A 17,199-nucleotide genomic window follows, 5' to 3' on the forward strand; every position below is an offset into this window, starting at 1 on the left:
TAGTGGTTATGCCTAATTTTTATTATCGTTTCTATACATATCAATAAGCTCAATTACTAACGCGTAGTTAAAATGATCAATTGCTTCTTTGAGCTTAAATAGGGAGTGGCCTCTCTCATATTGATTCATTTCTAGCTGTCTAACCAAACTGCTAGGTACGGGGCGAGCCGTTAATGCTAATGAGTATATATTATCAATAACCGAGTCTTCGTTTTCTAGTTGATGTTGCTGTATATGTTCTTTTTTAAAGCTGTCAGCTATCAAAAATTGTTTTACAGCAAAAAGTGTAAGTGTTAATTGTTCATTAAAATGAGATAAGTTAATACTTTTCTTATCTATTAAGCTTTTCTCAACACTTTGCGCGCTGTGTTGCAGTAGCTCAAAGCCTAATGTGCCGGCCAGTCCTTTGAGTGTATGTACTAGTCGAATTAAGCTTTCTAACTCTCTATTTTTGATTAATATATCAGCTTTAGTCGAAAAGTCATTGTAATCGTTGACAAACTGAGTAAATAATTTAGTTAACAATTTGTCATTGTTTTCTAGGTTTTCTTTTGCTAATGGCAGGTTTATAGTGCTCAGAGGTTCACTACTTTGCAGATGCTTTTCTATACTTTTGTAAAGTGCATCAAAAATAATCGGTTTTACTAAAAAGTCATCCATACCGGCTCTAAATGCTGCTTTTTTATCATTAGGGTCTGCGGCTGCCGTAATAGCAATTATAGGAGTTTTGTAGCCTCGCTCTCTTAATATGCTTGTTGCTTCTAGTCCGTCCATAACTGGCATTTGAACATCCATAAAAATAATATCGATGTCATTTGTCTCTATTTTATCTAATGCATCATGTCCATTATCAGCAATGATCACGGTCATATCTAATCTGGCTAAAAGAGCGGAAGCTATTTCTTGATTAATTTTATTGTCGTCAACAACTAATGCATTAAAACCCGAGAATTTAGGATGGGGCTTTAATTGCTTTTCTTTAAAATTATTTGGTGCGAGTGCTCTTAAAATTTCTACTTCACTATTTTTATTACCAATAATTATAATGTTTATATTTTCATTTTTTGCAATTGGTTCTGGAGACTCTTCATCGGTAATTAATAAAATAAGTGTCAATTTTTCATTAACGTTTTTATTTTGAGCGTACAGTTGTTGTAAAATAAAGTTATCGTTGAGCTCTTTTTTTTCTATCGACATTATTACAATACTAAATGGGCTACTAGGCTGAGACATTTTTGCAATGGCTCTTAATGGTTCTTTTGTTGTTTCTGTCGTTATGTCTATACCACTTAGTAAGTCCATTAATTTTTTAATTTGCTCATTATCAGGGCTAATTAATAAGGCGTGTTTTTTAAGCTTTTGTTGCTCAGATAAAGTAAAGGGTAGAGTAAAGAAAAACTCGCTACCTTGATTAATCGTGCTCCTTACTTGTATATCTCCGCCCAGCAATTTAGTTAATTGTTTGCTTATAGTGAGTCCTAAACCGGTCCCACCATACTTTCTTGTTGTGCTTGAATCACCTTGCGAGAAAGACTGGAATATAATTTTTGATTGCTCTTCAGTCATCCCAATACCCGTGTCTTTTATACTAAAGCGAAGGTTTATTGTTTTTTCGTGTTGAGATGTCGCTTCTATAATTAATGATATTTCACCATGCTCAGTAAACTTAATTGCGTTACCTACACAGTTATTTATTATTTGGCTTAAGTGCATTGGGTCGCCAATAAGTTCAAGCCCTGCATCAACGTGTAAAGTAAAGTTTAATAACAAACCTTTTTGCTTGGCATTTGTTGAGAATAAATTTTGAACGTTAGAAACTATAGTATGTAAGGTAAAAGGGATTTGCTCTAACTGAACTTTTTCCGATTCTAGCTTAGAAAAATCCAGAATATTGTTTAAAATCTGCAATAAATTTTGAGCACTTGAAAAAGCTTTATCTGCGTAGTGTTTTTGCCTTGAGGGAAGCTCGCTGCTTTGTAAAAGTTGCAACATACCTAATATGCCATTCATTGGGGTGCGAAGTTCATGACTCATATTGGCTACAAAATCTATTTTTGTTTTATTGGCTTTATCGGTTTGCTCCATGGCACTCGTCAGGTCGGCATTCATTGCTTCCATTTGGGAATTTAATACGCGGGTTTCATTGAGTAGCTCTTTGGTTTGCTTATTTTTTAAATATAAAGCGTTAGCTGCTTTTATTACCGATGCTATTTCAGTTTGATTTTGGCTGTTATTTGAAATAGTTACTGGCTTTTCGCTATTCATATCTTTAAGTAATAAAGTGAGCTGAGTAATTGGTTTTATAACCGATCTAAAAATAAAATAGCTTAAAAATAAAATGATTAACATAATTAAAACGGCAAATATATTTGCCTGTTCTGTATTTTTTGTTAAGTGGCTACTTAGTAGCTCTTCTGTTTTGATTAGTTTATTTTTTTCTATGTTTTTAATTTCATTAGTTAAATACAGCAATTCGTTTTCTATGCCTGTAAGCACTACATTTACAGAAAAAGTGTAGCTACGGGTGAGTAATACAAGTTGGTTATAAGCTTGTTTTAAGCTTGTTGTTTTATTGGAGAGGGATTCATTTATTACAGAGGTGCTCGTTAGTTTTTTATGTAAGTGATTTAAGTTTTGTTTTACATTTTGTGCTTCATCAAAATTAGGTTTATAGAGGTAGCTTATAATTGCATGTTTTAAATTACTTATTGTGAGTAAAACATCGTTAAAAATAACTTTATTATCATTGTTTGAAGACCCTTCTAAATCACTAATTGTTACTTGTAAGTCATCAATAGGTTGTTTGAACTGAGTAATGTAAAGGTGTTCGCGTTTTTGTCTGTTTACGACAACTTGGCCAAATGTATCTTGGTAATTACTTAAATACTCGCCAAGGCGTATTAGTGAGTTTTGATACTCAGGGGTCTGGTTTTGAGTGTTTGTTTTTAGCTGCTCGAGATTTAGATTTGCCTTATTTAAGTAAAAATTAAATTTGGTAATCGTATTTTCATTTGCATTGTCAATAAATGAAACTGCATGCCCTTGCAGGGAAATAATATCGTTTTCTAAGTTAGTTACAGCTTCACTTTGAATAAGCGCGTTATGTTGCGATTTTTGCAAGTTAAGTAAAGACGTTTGCGAATAGTTAAACAAATAGCTCTGTAAAAGAAGTAATCCAATCAGCGAACACAGAGCTAATATTATTTTTGATTTAATTGAGTTTATTATCATTATCGGCTAATCAACTCATACCATTTTTGCAGGCTGTAGTCATAGGTTGGCATAACTGTATTCCACACTGCTACATTACTAAAGCGTTTATGGTAACTACCGCCATTACGTTGCCCACCTGCTTTTACTGCTACGTCGCCATTGGTATTTAATAAATCTATGTTTGTTGCTTTTCCACCGTACCAGTAATCCCATTCAGACTGAGATAGGAGTAGTTTAGAGCGCTGCGGGTTACTAATGTAATAACCTTGGCGAGCAATAAATGCACCAGGCCAGCCTGAAAGCCACCAATTCATATAATCGTAAGCTGCATCTTTTGCGCTACTTTGTATTTGTGACGATAAACACATAACACCATGCCAGCCTCGGTAGCCTTCTTTTGGCGCGGCAAATCGTACATTAATATTTTGGCTGTTTAATGCAGAAACTGCAGGCGAAAACATGCTTTCTATATGGGCTCGTTTACTTTTCATAAATTCAATCGACTCAGGAACCGAGTTCCAATAGCCACTAAAGTGACCTTGGCGTTTAAAGTCGAGTAATATACTAAACAATCTATCAAGTTCTGGGCGGGTCATTGCACCTATATTGTTAAATTTTATAAGCCCTTTACTTTGTGCTGCTAGGGCTAGGTCAAATAATCCAATGGTAGGCGCATTTACAATAGCTACTTTACCTCTGTTCTCGTCATCAAGCAGCCAACTCCAGCTTTCTGTTTCGTATGCTATACCGGGCTTAATAAAGTCGGTGTTGTAACCAAAAGAGTCAACATTATGCACATAAGGTAAAAAGCTAAGATGATCGCTTTCTTGTGCGCTTAATGTGCCATCGGGTTGAACATTTAATAATTTATAGGGGGAATCACCTGCACCAATACTTGCAGTTTCGGTTAGTTTTCCCGTTTTAGTAAGTGGATTTATCTCGTTAAAGTAGGTGAGTCGTTTTTTTTCTATTGGCTGAATGGAACCTGCATCCCAAAGCACATTAATGCTGTCTGACCATTGTTCGTATAAATCAAAGGAGCTAGGGTCCATTGATGCCTTTTGCAAAACAGCAGCGCTGCCTGCGGGAGTAAATTCTATATTAATACCCAAGTCTCTCATCGCTTGCTTGCGGATAGCCTCTTGGAGTGTTACATGCGTACCAAGCACTCTTAATGTGACTTTTTTTCGGGCAAAAACATAAGGCGCATGTGTTATTGCACCAGCTGTTAAACCTAGTGCAGCTAGCTTTTTTAGCGTTGAACGCTTAGGGTTGTCCATGTTAAGCCTAAAGTACTAATGTGTGACATTATGTATAGCTAAGAACTTGTAAAGACACAAGTTGAATGGATAAATTTAAAATTATATAGAATGAAAAATTAGAATATTAGGGTGTCAAAAAATAATAAAAACAGTGGAAAAATAGAAGAGTAGAACGAATTTGAAAAGGAGTAGGAAAGTGGTGGAGCTAAGCAGGATCGAACTGCTGACCTCCTGCGTGCAAGGCAGGCGCTCTCCCAGCTGAGCTATAGCCCCACATTCCTAAGTTACATATAATGTAACTGCTTGACTGCTGAGTTCCAAGCGGGACGAACTTTAAGTTTTTTTATAAATTTGGTCAAGTATTTTTTCGTAAATTTTCACTGTTTACGTCAATTTTTGTTAGACTCGGCTTAATTCAAAACTAAAACGATAAAAAACAATGAAAAAATGTGTTCTAGCGCTTATGGTTTTACTCGCTGGCTGTGCCTCAAATGATGAGCCGCCTTTTGAAATAAATAATAAACAGTTTCACGAAAAGCAAGATGATCAAGGCAATAAGCTTTTTGCTTATGTTGTTTCGGTAAAAGCTAAGCATCGTGAAAACTTTAACCTTGACCGTGGTTCTAATAAGAGACCAAGTCGTGGTGAGGTTAAGCAGTATATAGAGAAAGAGCATTTTGAAGAGTCGAGCATTCTGAAGTTACAGCTAGAAGACCAAGCAGTTGAATTATTAAATCAGGAGCTAAAAGATCGTAAGTATTGCGACAACAAGCATGAAGTTAATGATGTTTTATGGCGAGATTTGAGTGTACAACTAAGAGGGCGTTGTTTGTAATATGTTGGCTGATAAAACTAAGTTAGCAGAGCTTTTGGCGCACCTAGATATTAACTATGATGTAATAGAGCATCCGCCGCTACATACTAGCTTAGCGGCAGATGAGTTTATGATTGAGCGCCCAGGTACTCGTCTTAAAAACCTATTTTTACGCGATAACGAAGGCAAGCGACACTTTTTAGTTATTACAGCGCACAATAAGCAGCTCGACTTAAAGGCACTATCAAAGCAACAAGGGCTTTCACGCTTAGGGTTCGCATCGAGTGAGCGGCTAGCTAAATATTTAAAAGTGGCTCCTGGGTGTGTATCTATGTTGGCTCTTTTAAATGATAAGCAAAACGAAGTGAGCTTATGGGTTGACCAAGATATTTGGCACGGTGATTTGTTTCATTGTCATCCGTTTGAAAACACCCAAACATGGTTGCTTAGTAAAGCTGATTTAGAAACATTTTTTAATTACACAAAGCATCAACCGCGCGTTGTATTTTTACCCTCAAAATAAGCCCACATAATTAACGATAAACCACATAAGCAAACCGCAAGCAGCGTAAACATAAACGCTGTTTGCCCATGATGTTGGTATACCACACCGGGTAATAACGACCCCAATGCGCCACCACTGTAATAAAACGATACATATCCGCCATTGGTTACACTTGGTGGGGCTTTACTTATTTTATTAACGAGCGGTGCGGCAGTTGAATGAATCACAAACATAGCACCACAAAACAAAGTAAATGCGATTAAAAATAAGCTAAGCTGATGGCTCATTAATAAAATAATACTCACACTATAAAAACTAAATACCGCAGTTAATAAGTGCCAAGGCGAAGGGACTTTTTTAAGTAACCAAGGTGCAGCAATAGAGGCGAGGGCACCAATTAAATAACCACTGTAAACTAAACCTATGTCACGAGTATTGGTAATTAAAAACGTGTTTTGTAATATAAACGGTAAGTAATTAAGCAGTGCAGCGAAACAAAAAAACATACAAAAAACGGCGCCGTAAACTTTAAGTACAGCGCCTTCTTTAAGTTGTTTAATGTAATCGAGTGGGGAGAGCTGCGACTGTTTAGCTGGGTTTGTAAAGCGGGAATGCTTAACTGTCAAAGCTAAGCAAAGAAGCATAAAAGCAATTACGTAATAAAAGCTCTGCCAATTCCATAAGTCGCTAAACAAAGCGGCAAGCACACGTCCAAAGTAACCACCAACTATACTGCTACCAATATATAGGGTCATATTTTTTTGAAGTGTATCAGCGCTATAACTCATGCCTATATAGCTAGTCATTGCTGTTAAAGCTGCGGGGAGCGTTAAACCCTGTAAAAATCTGACTAATAATAAAAGCTCAAAGCTAGGTACATAAATAAAAAGTAAGCAGCTAAGGCCTAAAAGCACCATTGCAATACGTAATATAAGTAGTGGATTTATTTTTGCTAAAAATAAACCATAAACGAGCGGGGCAATGGCTAAGGGCAGCATAGTTGCAGTCATTAAGCTGCCAGCTACCGCAGGTGCTACATTAAATTCGCTCGCAAAAAGGCTAAGTAGGGGTTGCGGTGCATAAAGCACAAAAAATATAAATACCGAGCAAACGAGTAGATGAGGTAAACGCATTATATGGCTTGTGCATTTGCTGATTGGTTGTCTGGTATTGTATTAAAAATTGGTTTTAATTCATAATTAAAACCATAGTCATTGCGCTATATCATGGTTTGTTTTAACTAGTTTGCTAGATTAATGTCGATAGCGCTGTTATTTGAACTCGTTGGTGATTAAAATAGCGATAATATTAGTTTTTAGTGGAACAAAGTCATGGGTTCATTACAAGACCAATTGCTTCAAGCAGGATTAACAACATCGCATAATGCTAAAGTTGCTAAATCAGAAAAGCGTAAGCAACAAAAAAAGCAAAAGAAAGGGGCTACTAGCAACCCAAGTGATCTGCAAAAGCATATTCAACAAACCAAGCTAGAGCAGCAAAAAAAAGCTGAAGAGCTTAACCAAACACGCCAAGTGAGCTTAAAGCAGCGCGAACAAGAAGCGCGTGTTAAACAAATTTTAGAGCACCACAACCAAGACGCTATTCGTGGTGAGCGCACATTTAATTTTACTTATCAAAATAAAGTAAAAAATATCGACGTGAACGAGAAAACGCAAAAAGCGTTATCGGGCGGTCGTTTAGCTATTTGTGTACTCGAAGGGCAATTTTACGTACTAGACGACGAACCAGCACGCAAAGTGGCTGAAGTTGACGAAAAGTATATTGTTTTTCATGTAGAGCCTGAAAACAAACCAAAAGATGAAGATGACCCATACGCAGACTTTGAAGTACCAGATGATATAGTATGGTAATAGTTATTAAGGGTAAGCTCATTTTTATTTGCTAAAGTATATAAAAGTGAGATAGAAACGAGTTAGCGGTTTTTGGTTAAGTTGATCGTCTAGCGTCGTTTCGTACGTATGCTTTTTATTTGATTGTTTACTACAATCAATAGAACAGTTTTTCTAACCGTCAAAAAAGAAGAGTAAATACAATGAGCAAGATGAAAACACTACTATTAGGCGCGGGTATTACTTTAGCCGCAAGCTTCTCGTTTAATGCAGCAGCTGCCGATGGCGCTGCACTTTATACCGCTAAAAATTGTCAAACTTGTCATGGCGCTGAAGGTAAAGCACCAATTATGGGTATGTACCCTAAACTAAACGGTCAAAACAAAGACTACTTAGTAGCGCAAATGAAAGACATCAAATCAGGTGCACGTAATAACGGTATGACCATGGCTATGAAAGCAATGGTTGCAACGGTAACTGATGAAGAGTTTGAAGCAATTGCAGATTACCTAGCTAACGTAAAATAATTTACGCAGTTATACCATTTTAATGCAATTGGTATTTTAGTTTTATAAACAGCCACACAATAGTGTGGCTGTTTTGTTTGGTGTTTGCTATAAAATAGAGACTGCTTTAGACTTCTAAACATCTGTTCGTACAGGTTAATAATGTACGTTTTTATAAGGCTCATTATGTTTGATTTACCCCAACTCGATTTAAAAAATAAAGTATCAGCACAAGAGTGGCAACTTCGTGTTGATTTAGCCGCGTGTTATAGACTGGTAGAGCACTTTCGTTGGGGGGATTTAATCTATACGCATTTATCAGCACGTTTACCTGGCACCGACCACTACTTAGTGAATGCGTTTGGTTTAACCTTTGATGAAGTAACTGCCTCTAATTTAGTAAAGGTCGACTTAGACGGCAACATTATTGACGATACGCCATTTAGTATTAATCCAGCTGGATTTACTATTCACAGTGCGATTCACGAGGTACGCGAAGACGCTCATTGTGTTATTCACCTTCATACCAAAGAAACAATCGCAGTCGCTACACAAAAAAATGGTTTATTACCGCTTAGCCAATATTCAATGTTTTCACTGCCATCGCTTTCTTATCATGGTTACGAAGGGCTTGCAGTAAACGACGACGAGCGAAAAGTGCTGCAAGATGATTTGGGCAGCACTAACCATATGTTATTGGTAAATCATGGTGGCTTAACAGTAGGCCCAACGGTAGGCGATGCGTTTATGCGCTTTTATGATTTACAGCGAGCGTGTGAAATTCAACTAGCGCTACAATCAAGCTCGCAAGAGGTGATTGAAGTACCGCAACCTATAATCGACAATATTTATAATCAAGCAAACGTAGTACACAGTGGCAGCACCGGCGGGCAACTTGCGTGGCCTGCAATGTTACGTAAAGCGTATCGACTTGACCCTAGTTTTGCAAAATAACCCATAGCGGTTAATAAGGAATTTTAATGAAAGTAAATCGCGTTGAAGTATTTGATATTCACTGTCCTGATAGACCTTCTTGGACACCTGTGTTTGTACGAATTCATACTGACGAAGGTATTAGTGGTGTTGGCGAAGCGGGCCTTGCATACGATTTAGGTCACAGTGCTGCGGCGGCTATGATTAAAGAAATGGCCGACGCCTTTTTAATCGGCCACGACCCATTTCAAACAGAAAAACTATGGTCTCGTATGTTACGTGAGAGCTTTTGGGGTTTAGGCGGCGGACCTGTTGTATATGCTGCAATGAGCGCAATTGATACCGCACTTTGGGATATAAAAGGTAAAGCGCTTGGTTTACCTGTATACCAGTTATTAGGCGGTAAAGTTAACGACAAACTACGCACTTACGCATCGCAATTACAGTTTGACTGGGATAGCGAATTTAAAGCGCTAGTACAACCGCAAGAATATGCCGAAGCGGCTTTAAAGGCGATGGCCGAAGGTTACGATGCAGTAAAAGTAGATCCAATTCAGTACGATAAAGACGGCAATACTTATTACGATCGTACAAAGATAATTTCACGTACCGAAATGAAGCTATACCGTGCGCGCATGCAAGCTATTCGCGAAGCAGTAGGCGACGAAGTAGACATTATTTTTGAATGCCACAGTTTACCAGGCGTGACAACAGCCATTCAGTTGGGTGAAATTGCAGAAGAATTTGACTGTATGTACTTTGAAGAGCCAGTTAACTATTTAAACCATTCATTGCATGCAAAAGTAGCAGATAAAGTTAATGTGCCAATTGCTGGTGGTGAACGTTTGTATAATCGCTGGGGTGTGCGCCCGTACTTAGAAGATCAAAGTATTGATGTTCTGCAACCTGATATTGGTTTATGTGGTGGCTTTACCGAAACTAAAAAAGTATGTGATTATGCTGATATTTTTGATGTGCGTATTCAAGCTCACGTATGTGGCGGGCCTGTTGCAACAGCAGCATCACTACACTTAGAAACGGCTATCCCTAACTTTTTGATTCATGAGCACCACACTTATGCGATTAAAAAGTGGAACCGCGAGTTATGTTTACAAGACCCTCAACCTAAAAATGGTTTCTTTGAAGTGTCAGAAGAGCCAGGGTTGGGTATTGAATTAAATGATGAGATTGTTATGCGTTCTCAACGCGTAGAAATAAAATAATAGCCTTTTAACCTAACTTTAGGTCATGCATTAAAAAGCAAAAGCCGGTAAGTGATTAGTCACTTACCGGCTTTTGCTTATTTAGGGGGAAGTAAAGCTTGTTATAACTCGTTAATTTTACATTCTACGTCTTTAAGCTCAATAGTGGCTTTACTATCAAGGTGGCGTATATAGCATTGCTTGCCTTTAATCATCAATTCAAACTGATCGGGTGTATTGCGACTTTGCGTGTCGATAATATTATTACCATCCACATTGCTAAGGGTTACTGTGCTGCTGGTAGTAAATACATTCTCAGCTAATTGAGTTTCTTGTATATGTACAAGTGTTTTAATTGCTTTGCTAACGGCTGTTTTATTTGGCTTTGCCAGTAGAGCATGTTGCAGCTTAGGTGTCGGATCTGGATTTTGAGATATGCAGCCATTGAGAAAAAACGCAGAAAATACAAAGATTAGTAAAAAGTACATTTTCATAAATTGGCCGTATTATTATAAAAAGAGAGTTTAATATAACTAGTTTTACTTAAACTTGGTAGTAGTGCTTAGCGTTTGTATAGCTAAGGTCATGCCATGTCTTATCGTTTGAGCATAACGCCTTATGGGAGTGCCATAGGGTGTTGTAGCTTGTATTTATTTGGCACACAGGAAAGTTGCTTGCAAACATAATACGCTGCTGGCCAAAGTGATTAAAAAGAATATTAAAACACGCTGCTTGTTGCTCACTGGTAAGTTGTAGTAATTCAAAACCAGAGAATTTAATTGCTATGTTGTCGTGCTGAGCAAGTAACTCAACACCTTGTCGCCAATCATTTAAATTACTTGGCAGTCCTGCATGATTAATTATAATTTTAAGCTGCGGTAGCTGCTTAGCGTAGTAAGCTATTTTTTTGGTTATTTCGCTATTTTCAATATCAAATTGAGCTTCAAAATGCAGTTTATTTGTAGCCAATAAATTAAGGTTATTAATACAATGAGGGCTTTTTAGTCTCACTGCGTCATCTTCTTCGGTTATATCTCTTATACCACAAAGGCTTGAATGAGCCAGTGCATTTAGCGCGTGATTAAATTGCTCTGCGGGCGCATCAATTTGGTTGTAACTAATAGCCTTAAATGAAAGGTTTTTTAAATGCGAGCTTAGCCAGTTTAACTCGTTTTTAGGTGATTGATTATCAAACCCAGCCTCAATGTGCACAATACCCGCAAGTTCAAAATCAGTACTTTTAACAAGTTGCTCTGCACTTATTGGTTGTTTAATTTTTTCTAGGTTAGGCCATGCTGGTGGGTTTTCGCCTTGTAGCCAAGTATATTGCCCCTCGGCAAGATTAAAAAAATGCACATGAGGGTCAATAATTTGCATGCTCATTGGGCAGTGTAACCACCATCAATACTTTGTAGGCTGCCTGTTATAAAACTGGCATCATCACTTGCTAAAAAGCTCACAAGGGCTGCAACCTCATCGGCTTGACCTAATCGGTTAAGCGGTTGAAGACTTGCTTCCTCGGCAACTATTTCAGCTTTGTTTGCGCCACTTTTTGCGCAGTACGCATCTATCGCGTTATGAAATAGCGGGGTTTCTATTGTGCCAGGGCATACCGCATTTACTCTAATATTAAAGCTCGCGTAATCAAGCGCTGTTGTTTTGGCCATTGAGGCAAGGGCATGTTTTGTTAGGTTATACGCAAAAGAGTTTTGCTTACCTATAATTGCTTGATCGGATGCGACTAATATAATAGCGCCGTTATTTTGCGCTTTCATGCTTGGCAATACGCTTTGTACTGCGGCATAGGCGCCTTTAACATTAAGCGCAAAAAGTGCATCGAGAGTTTGCTCATCGGTGCTTTCTATATTTGCGCTTAAGTGTTTTCCAGCATTAGAAACAAGTACATCAATGCGTTTGCTTTGTTCACAGATAGCGTTGATACAGCTTTGTACCGCCGATACATCACTTACATCACACTGATGAAATATACCAGTTTCGCTTGGCTCTATATCAAGGTTATGTACTTTATAGCCATTACTTAGAAAACGCTTTACAACGGCTAGACCAATTCCTTTTGTACCACCTGTAACTACTGCAACTTTAGACATACTTACTTCCTTTATCGCTAACTAGTGAGAGTGACCACAGCCGCCTTCAGCGTGCACATGTCCGTGAGAAACTTCTTCACTTGTTGCTTCACGTACAGATACAACTTCAACGTCAAACGTTAGTGTTTTGCCCGCAAATGGGTGGTTTAAATCACAATCTGCGTTAAAACGACCAACCTTAACAATAGTAACCTGATGACGACCTTGGTTAGAGCTAACCATTGCTGTCATACCTGGTTTCCATACTTTAACGTCGCCTTGTAGATGCTTAAGCGGAATACGTTGAATTAAATCATCAACACGCTCGCCGTACGATTCACTTGGCTCTAGAGTTACACTAAATTTTTCGCCGGCTTCTTTACCTTCAAGTGCTTTTTCTAAACCAGGAAGCATGCCTTCGCTGCCATGAATGTAAGTAAGTGGCGCTTCGTTTGTGCTACTTTCAATTTGCTCGCCCGCTTCGCTAAGGGTGTAATGAAATTCAACTGCTGAATTTTTGCTAATTTGCATGCTTGTCTCTTCAAATAATAACTATGTTAGGGCGCAATTTTACGCGAAATATACTTGTTTATAAACTTAACGTGGCTGATTTAGTGTTTTTTGTAAATCTAGCAGTAAATCTTTTTTTATTGGTGCTGCTTTTTGCTTTTCAGCCTGTGGTATAAACAGTACTAATTGAGTGCCAGGCTTTAAAATGCTCGATGCAGAGAGTTTGTTCCATTTTGCCAAGTCGCTATGAGGTACATCGTAAAGCTGACTTATACTCCAAAGGCTATCGCCTGACTTAACTTCGTAATCTATTTCAATGGTGGGAATCGCAATCTCTTGGTGTTCTAAATAAGGGCTGATTTTGTAATCCACAGTTAATGTGCTTGGCAGAGTTTTAGGTTGCCCAACTAATAACTTTTCTCCAACACCTATTAAATTATTATTTTTATTATTAAGTTGTTTCAAAGCTTTTACAGACATACTAAAACGCCTGGCGATACTGTAAAGCGTATCGTTTTGTTTAACGATGTACTCTCCAGCAAAGTTTGATTTGAAGAACTGACTTTTTAATAATGCTTCTTGCCCTATAGGCAGCAGTAAAGTGTGCGGCCCGTTAGGTGAGCTTTGATTTTTTAAATATCCCTGATTAATAGCATGTAACTGCTTTGAACCTATACCAGAGAGCTTGGCAATGACTGAAAAGTCGAACTGCTGGCCTATGTTCATCTGTGTTGTAAATGGTTTATATGCAAGCTTTGGGCGTTTAATGCCCTTTTGTGGATGTTTAACTAAATAGCTTAAAGCGAGTAATTTGGGTACATAATCAGCGGTTTCTTTTGGCAGGCTGAGCGACCAGTAATCGGTGCTTTTACCGCGTTTTTTATTTTTTTCTATTGCGCGTTTAACGCGGCCTTCACCACTGTTATAAGCGGCCAAAGCGTGTAGCCAATTACCATCAAAGCGTTTATGTAAGTAACTTAAGTAATCAAGTGCAGCATCGGTTGAAGCAAGTACGTCTTGGCGCCCGTCATACCATTGGTCTGACTTAACACCAAAGTGATGCGCCGTTGCGCCAACTAACTGCCAAACACCAACAGCTTGCTGTGATGAGGCTATTGTTGGTCTAAAATCGCTTTCTACAAATGGTAGTAATGCGAGCTCCATAGGTAATTGCTTTTGCTCAATTTTTTTTACGATGTGATACAGGTAAGGCGCTGCGCGTTTGCTCACCGTTTGTAAGTAGTTAGGTTGCTTTGCATACCAGCTGATACGCTTTTTTAACGCGCGATTTTGATAAATCGTAAAGTGTAGATTATTGGCTATATGCACCCACAGATCGGTGGTTTTTGGTGGGCGCTTTTTTACGATTGTTTTTTTGAATTGAAGTGGCGTAACTGGCTCATTAACTTGAGGCGTTTGAGCTACTTCCTCGTCAATATCATAAGTATAGTCAGGCTCAAAATGAGTAAATATTTGTGGAGCGTCTTGTGGTTCTTGCTCCGTTGATTGACAACCAAATAACAAAATACCCAAACAACATAAAACCAAACTGCGCATAGTGATCACTTTTGTAAATTCCTTTTATTATTTTAACACAATCCGTTGTGTTGAGTTATTTTGCGCGATTTAGGCCAGCTTGTAAAAAGAAGTTGCTCGATTTTATATTAAGCGCTTCTTGTTTATAAGGCTCAATAACTGATTCAGGAAACGATAGCATTAACTGCTCAATACTTTGATCTTTATTGTTTTTAACGTGCTCTGTTATGGCTGTTAAAAATGATAGTGGCTGTTTCAGCTGCTCTTTTGTTAATGTGCCGCCGTGGCCAGGTATAATAATAGTGAGCTTTTCGTCGTTAATATATTGCTTAAGCAACGTTTGCCAACTTTTAAGTTCACCGTGTCCAGGGTAAGGAAGCCAGTCAACGATATCGCCACCAATCAGCACACTGCCATTATTAGTAGTAATAGTTAAATCACCGTTAGTATGGGCTTGCTGCGGCTCAAGCGTTACCTCAAAACCACCAAGGTCGATAATTTTACGACTATTAATGACTATTTCGGGTTTGCTAAGCTGATACTCCTGCCAGCGAAAAAGTCGCTTTTTTGCAAGCTTTAACTTATCACGCCATTTAGATTGCTCTTCTTTGGGTACATTCGCTAATCGTTGGTAGCTCAGCTCAATGCTCTTTTCATAGGTGTCTAGTTTGTCGGTATATGCTGTTTGGTAAAGGCTAAAATTTTTATTTACTTGCTGATGAACAACGAGCTTGGCATCAGGATAAAAATTTTGCATAACCGCCATACCGAGCAAGTGATCGTCATGGTAATGCGTGGCAACCAAATAGCATAAAGGTGTTTTAAGGCGTTTTTTTAAATCTTCAGCAAGTTGTTCAACTGCAGCAAAATTGGCACTCGTATCAACCAGTAGGGCACATTTTTCGCCTTCAATTAATACTTGGTTAGAGTCGTAAAAGCGAAGCTTGTCTTGTTGCTTTAAAAACTGAATATGAGGGTTTATTGTATTCCAAATAACGGCAGCGTAGGTGCTAGGTGCTATTGATAGTAAAGTGCATGACAATAGTAAGTGCTTACATGAAGAGGTTATGTTTGAAAGTTTTAACTTCATTTATTATCTCTACGCTGAGGTTTAATTACTTTAATAATAAACAAAAAGCGCAGTATGCGCTTTTTATTTTTGGTGTTTGGGGTCATTTGCCAAATGCTGACTGAGTTTATCAATCAATTGGTCTTGATGCTGTTGTTCAACTGTAGCCTGTGTTTTTGCTTCTAGCAATTCGTGGCTTAAGTTTAATGCTGCCATTAGTAGGGCTTTTTGATCGTTTCTAACGGTTGAGCGTTGTTTCATTTGCTCAACTAAGTCATTTAGATTTTTAGCTGCTGCTATTAATGCATCTTCCTGCCCTTCGGGGCAAGCAAATTGCTGCTCTTTACCTAGCAACTCAACAGTGACCCGCTGGTTTTGCAGCTCAGACATTAGCTAGCCTGTTGTGCGCTTTGTAATTTATCAAGAAGACCAGATAAAGTAGTGCTGGCATCTTTTTGCTTTTCTTCATTTTCTAAAGCTTCAAGCTGTAGTAATTCGTTTTCATCGCTTAGTTTAGTGTTCTGTTCTTTTAAAGTAGCAACATCTGTTTGTAATTGATTATTACGTTCGATTAGAGAATCGATCAGTTGTTCGAGTTGTTGAAGAGTAGTGTTGTTCATAAAGGCGCTCATATAACTGTAATTAATGTCATGCAAATGTAAAGCAAAGTGTGTTGATTTGCCAGCATTTACGGTGGTTTTAGCTGATTTTTCTTCTGCGTTAAGGGATAATTCAGCATATGAGCTTTTTCATTCAGAAATGGTTCACTTTAACACTCTCTTATCTTGGTGTGAGTTGCCAAAGCCTAGTGCTTATGGTTCACTTACGATATTAAATTGCGTATGGCGAAAATAAATAATGCTTAGTTACAGACACTCATTTCATGCGGGTAATCCTGCCGATGTACTTAAACATTTAGTACTGGCACAAGTACTAAATTACCAAACAATTAAAGATAAACCGCTTGATTATATAGACACGCATTCAGGTGCTGGCTTTTTTGAACTGGCAGCTGCTGATGCGCAAAAAACGCAAGAGTATCAAGATGGTATTGAAAAACTTTGGCAACATAAAAGTGAACATGCTGAGCTTAATGAGTACATTGAATTAATTAAGTCATTTAACGACACTGACGAACTTGCATTTTATCCGGGTTCACCAAAAATTGCAGAGCATTACTTGCGCCGCCAAGATAAGGGTTGGTTTTTTGAACTGCACCCGCGCGATTTATTATTACTTGAAGAAAATATGCAAGGTAAGCGCTCCATTCGTGTGCGCGGAGAAGATGGCTTTACCGGCTTAGTAGGATTATTACCACCAGCATCTCGCAGAGCGTGTGTGTTAATTGACCCTCCGTACGAAATTAAAGATGACTACGAAACGGTTGTAAAAACCTTAGTTAAAGCTCATCAGCGTTTTGCTACAGGTACTTATATGATTTGGTATCCGGTAGTAGACAGAGAGCGCATTGATAATATGGAGCAGGGCTTAATTGATTCAGGAATGCGCAACATTCAGCTATTTGAATTAGGCACTGAAGCGGACACTGACGTACACGGCATGACAGCATCTGGCATGATTGTGATTAACCCTCCATGGAAGCTAAAGCAAACAATGGATGCAATAATGCCTGAACTTGTTGATTTGTTGAGTGAGCCAAGTGGTTTTTACAGAAGTGAACAACTCGTTGATGAGTAGCTTTAAATAGTGCT

At 38.2% G+C, this 17,199-nt stretch carries 18 protein-coding genes and 1 tRNA gene; 7 read left to right on the forward strand and 12 right to left on the reverse strand.

What is annotated here, in order from left to right; translation table 11 throughout:
• Nucleotides 1–12 precede the first annotated feature (12 nt).
• From H5089_RS08790 to H5089_RS08800, 3 genes are all read right to left on the reverse strand, one after another.
• Nucleotides 13–3,231, reverse strand: a complete 3,219-nt coding sequence (locus H5089_RS08790; protein WP_182695518.1) for a hybrid sensor histidine kinase/response regulator — start codon at nt 3,229–3,231, stop codon at nt 13–15.
• Nucleotides 3,231–4,493 (reverse strand): PotD/PotF family extracellular solute-binding protein, encoded by a 1,263-nt coding sequence (locus tag H5089_RS08795; RefSeq protein ID WP_182712019.1) that lies wholly within the window; start codon nt 4,491–4,493, stop codon nt 3,231–3,233. Before H5089_RS08795 ends, H5089_RS08790 begins: the two co-directional genes overlap by 1 nt.
• Nucleotides 4,494–4,672: 179 nt before the next feature.
• Nucleotides 4,673–4,748, reverse strand: a tRNA-Ala gene (locus H5089_RS08800).
• Nucleotides 4,749–4,914: 166 nt separating this feature from the next.
• On the opposite strand from H5089_RS08800, the gene H5089_RS08805 reads away from it, so the two are divergent.
• Nucleotides 4,915–5,310, forward strand: coding sequence for a hypothetical protein (locus tag H5089_RS08805; RefSeq protein WP_182694033.1), 396 nt, complete (start codon nt 4,915–4,917; stop codon nt 5,308–5,310).
• Between the two features lies 1 nt (nt 5,311).
• On the forward strand, nt 5,312–5,812 hold the full coding sequence (locus H5089_RS08810) for a prolyl-tRNA synthetase associated domain-containing protein (protein WP_154903604.1): 501 nt from the start codon (nt 5,312–5,314) through the stop codon (nt 5,810–5,812).
• Here the strand turns inward: H5089_RS08810 and H5089_RS08815 are convergent.
• Nucleotides 5,779–6,927: an MFS transporter gene (locus H5089_RS08815; RefSeq protein WP_165723902.1), complete on the reverse strand. Its 1,149-nt coding sequence runs from the start codon at nt 6,925–6,927 to the stop codon at nt 5,779–5,781. The two genes, H5089_RS08810 and H5089_RS08815, sit on opposite strands and share 34 nt — an antisense overlap.
• Nucleotides 6,928–7,125: 198 nt before the next feature.
• On the opposite strand from H5089_RS08815, the gene H5089_RS08820 reads away from it, so the two are divergent.
• The 4 genes from H5089_RS08820 to H5089_RS08835 all read left to right on the forward strand — a co-directional run bounded on the left by H5089_RS08820 (nt 7,126) and on the right by H5089_RS08835 (nt 10,306).
• The gene (locus H5089_RS08820; RefSeq protein WP_002957867.1) at nt 7,126–7,665 is read left to right on the forward strand and encodes a DUF2058 domain-containing protein; all 540 of its coding nucleotides are present in this window, start codon (nt 7,126–7,128) and stop codon (nt 7,663–7,665) included.
• 182 nt (nt 7,666–7,847) lie between these two features.
• A complete protein-coding gene (locus H5089_RS08825; protein ID WP_002957866.1) occupies nt 7,848–8,171 on the forward strand; it encodes a c-type cytochrome in 324 nt (107 codons plus the stop codon).
• Between the two features lie 165 nt (nt 8,172–8,336).
• Nucleotides 8,337–9,104, forward strand: a complete 768-nt coding sequence (locus tag H5089_RS08830) for a class II aldolase/adducin family protein (RefSeq protein WP_010554363.1) — start codon at nt 8,337–8,339, stop codon at nt 9,102–9,104.
• 26 nt (nt 9,105–9,130) lie between these two features.
• Nucleotides 9,131–10,306 (forward strand): mandelate racemase/muconate lactonizing enzyme family protein, encoded by a 1,176-nt coding sequence (locus tag H5089_RS08835; protein ID WP_007375956.1) that lies wholly within the window; start codon nt 9,131–9,133, stop codon nt 10,304–10,306.
• Nucleotides 10,307–10,407: 101 nt separating this feature from the next.
• Here the strand turns inward: H5089_RS08835 and H5089_RS08840 are convergent, their stop codons facing one another.
• The 8 genes from H5089_RS08840 to zapB all read right to left on the reverse strand — a co-directional run bounded on the left by H5089_RS08840 (nt 10,408) and on the right by zapB (nt 16,107).
• Complete coding sequence (locus tag H5089_RS08840) at nt 10,408–10,779, reverse strand: hypothetical protein (RefSeq protein WP_182712020.1); 372 nt, start codon at nt 10,777–10,779, stop codon at nt 10,408–10,410.
• Between the two features lie 49 nt (nt 10,780–10,828).
• Entirely contained in the window at nt 10,829–11,668 is an 840-nt protein-coding gene (locus tag H5089_RS08845) for an amidohydrolase (protein ID WP_182712021.1), read from the reverse strand.
• Nucleotides 11,665–12,393, reverse strand: a complete 729-nt coding sequence (locus H5089_RS08850) for an SDR family NAD(P)-dependent oxidoreductase (RefSeq protein ID WP_182712022.1) — start codon at nt 12,391–12,393, stop codon at nt 11,665–11,667. The genes H5089_RS08845 and H5089_RS08850 overlap by 4 nt, the downstream gene beginning before the upstream one ends.
• Nucleotides 12,394–12,414: 21 nt before the next feature.
• Nucleotides 12,415–12,903, reverse strand: a complete 489-nt coding sequence (locus tag H5089_RS08855) for a peptidylprolyl isomerase (RefSeq protein WP_002957860.1) — start codon at nt 12,901–12,903, stop codon at nt 12,415–12,417.
• Between the two features lie 66 nt (nt 12,904–12,969).
• Complete coding sequence (locus H5089_RS08860) at nt 12,970–14,439, reverse strand: LysM peptidoglycan-binding domain-containing protein (protein ID WP_182712023.1); 1,470 nt, start codon at nt 14,437–14,439, stop codon at nt 12,970–12,972.
• 55 nt (nt 14,440–14,494) lie between these two features.
• Complete coding sequence (locus tag H5089_RS08865) at nt 14,495–15,508, reverse strand: MBL fold metallo-hydrolase (RefSeq protein WP_182712024.1); 1,014 nt, start codon at nt 15,506–15,508, stop codon at nt 14,495–14,497.
• A gap of 63 nt (nt 15,509–15,571) precedes the next feature.
• Complete coding sequence (locus tag H5089_RS08870) at nt 15,572–15,877, reverse strand: cell division protein ZapA (RefSeq protein WP_002957856.1); 306 nt, start codon at nt 15,875–15,877, stop codon at nt 15,572–15,574.
• Entirely contained in the window at nt 15,877–16,107 is a 231-nt protein-coding gene (zapB, locus tag H5089_RS08875; protein WP_002957855.1) for a cell division protein ZapB, read from the reverse strand. The genes H5089_RS08870 and zapB overlap by 1 nt, the downstream gene beginning before the upstream one ends.
• Before the next feature lie 238 nt (nt 16,108–16,345).
• Here zapB and H5089_RS08880 point away from each other — a divergent pair, with 238 nt between their 5' ends.
• Nucleotides 16,346–17,185, forward strand: coding sequence for a 23S rRNA (adenine(2030)-N(6))-methyltransferase RlmJ (locus H5089_RS08880; protein ID WP_182671457.1), 840 nt, complete (start codon nt 16,346–16,348; stop codon nt 17,183–17,185).
• The last annotated feature ends 14 nt before the right edge of the window (nt 17,186–17,199 follow it).

Source organism: Pseudoalteromonas sp. SR45-1, from assembly GCF_014163655.1.
GTDB classification, from domain to species: Bacteria; Pseudomonadota; Gammaproteobacteria; order Enterobacterales; family Alteromonadaceae; genus Pseudoalteromonas; species Pseudoalteromonas distincta.

Coding starts and splice junctions, on each gene's coding strand:
- H5089_RS08790 (WP_182695518.1), bottom strand. CDS start 3,231: ATGATAATAAACTCAATTAAATCAAAAATAATATTAGCTCTGTGTTCG.
- H5089_RS08795 (WP_182712019.1), bottom strand. CDS start 4,493: ATGGACAACCCTAAGCGTTCAACGCTAAAAAAGCTAGCTGCACTAGGT.
- H5089_RS08805 (WP_182694033.1), top strand. CDS start 4,915: ATGAAAAAATGTGTTCTAGCGCTTATGGTTTTACTCGCTGGCTGTGCC.
- H5089_RS08810 (WP_154903604.1), top strand. CDS start 5,312: ATGTTGGCTGATAAAACTAAGTTAGCAGAGCTTTTGGCGCACCTAGAT.
- H5089_RS08815 (WP_165723902.1), bottom strand. CDS start 6,927: ATGCGTTTACCTCATCTACTCGTTTGCTCGGTATTTATATTTTTTGTG.
- H5089_RS08820 (WP_002957867.1), top strand. CDS start 7,126: ATGGGTTCATTACAAGACCAATTGCTTCAAGCAGGATTAACAACATCG.
- H5089_RS08825 (WP_002957866.1), top strand. CDS start 7,848: ATGAGCAAGATGAAAACACTACTATTAGGCGCGGGTATTACTTTAGCC.
- H5089_RS08830 (WP_010554363.1), top strand. CDS start 8,337: ATGTTTGATTTACCCCAACTCGATTTAAAAAATAAAGTATCAGCACAA.
- H5089_RS08835 (WP_007375956.1), top strand. CDS start 9,131: ATGAAAGTAAATCGCGTTGAAGTATTTGATATTCACTGTCCTGATAGA.
- H5089_RS08840 (WP_182712020.1), bottom strand. CDS start 10,779: ATGAAAATGTACTTTTTACTAATCTTTGTATTTTCTGCGTTTTTTCTC.
- H5089_RS08845 (WP_182712021.1), bottom strand. CDS start 11,668: ATGAGCATGCAAATTATTGACCCTCATGTGCATTTTTTTAATCTTGCC.
- H5089_RS08850 (WP_182712022.1), bottom strand. CDS start 12,393: ATGTCTAAAGTTGCAGTAGTTACAGGTGGTACAAAAGGAATTGGTCTA.
- H5089_RS08855 (WP_002957860.1), bottom strand. CDS start 12,903: ATGCAAATTAGCAAAAATTCAGCAGTTGAATTTCATTACACCCTTAGC.
- H5089_RS08860 (WP_182712023.1), bottom strand. CDS start 14,439: ATGCGCAGTTTGGTTTTATGTTGTTTGGGTATTTTGTTATTTGGTTGT.
- H5089_RS08865 (WP_182712024.1), bottom strand. CDS start 15,508: ATGAAGTTAAAACTTTCAAACATAACCTCTTCATGTAAGCACTTACTA.
- H5089_RS08870 (WP_002957856.1), bottom strand. CDS start 15,877: ATGTCTGAGCTGCAAAACCAGCGGGTCACTGTTGAGTTGCTAGGTAAA.
- zapB (WP_002957855.1), bottom strand. CDS start 16,107: ATGAACAACACTACTCTTCAACAACTCGAACAACTGATCGATTCTCTA.
- H5089_RS08880 (WP_182671457.1), top strand. CDS start 16,346: ATGCTTAGTTACAGACACTCATTTCATGCGGGTAATCCTGCCGATGTA.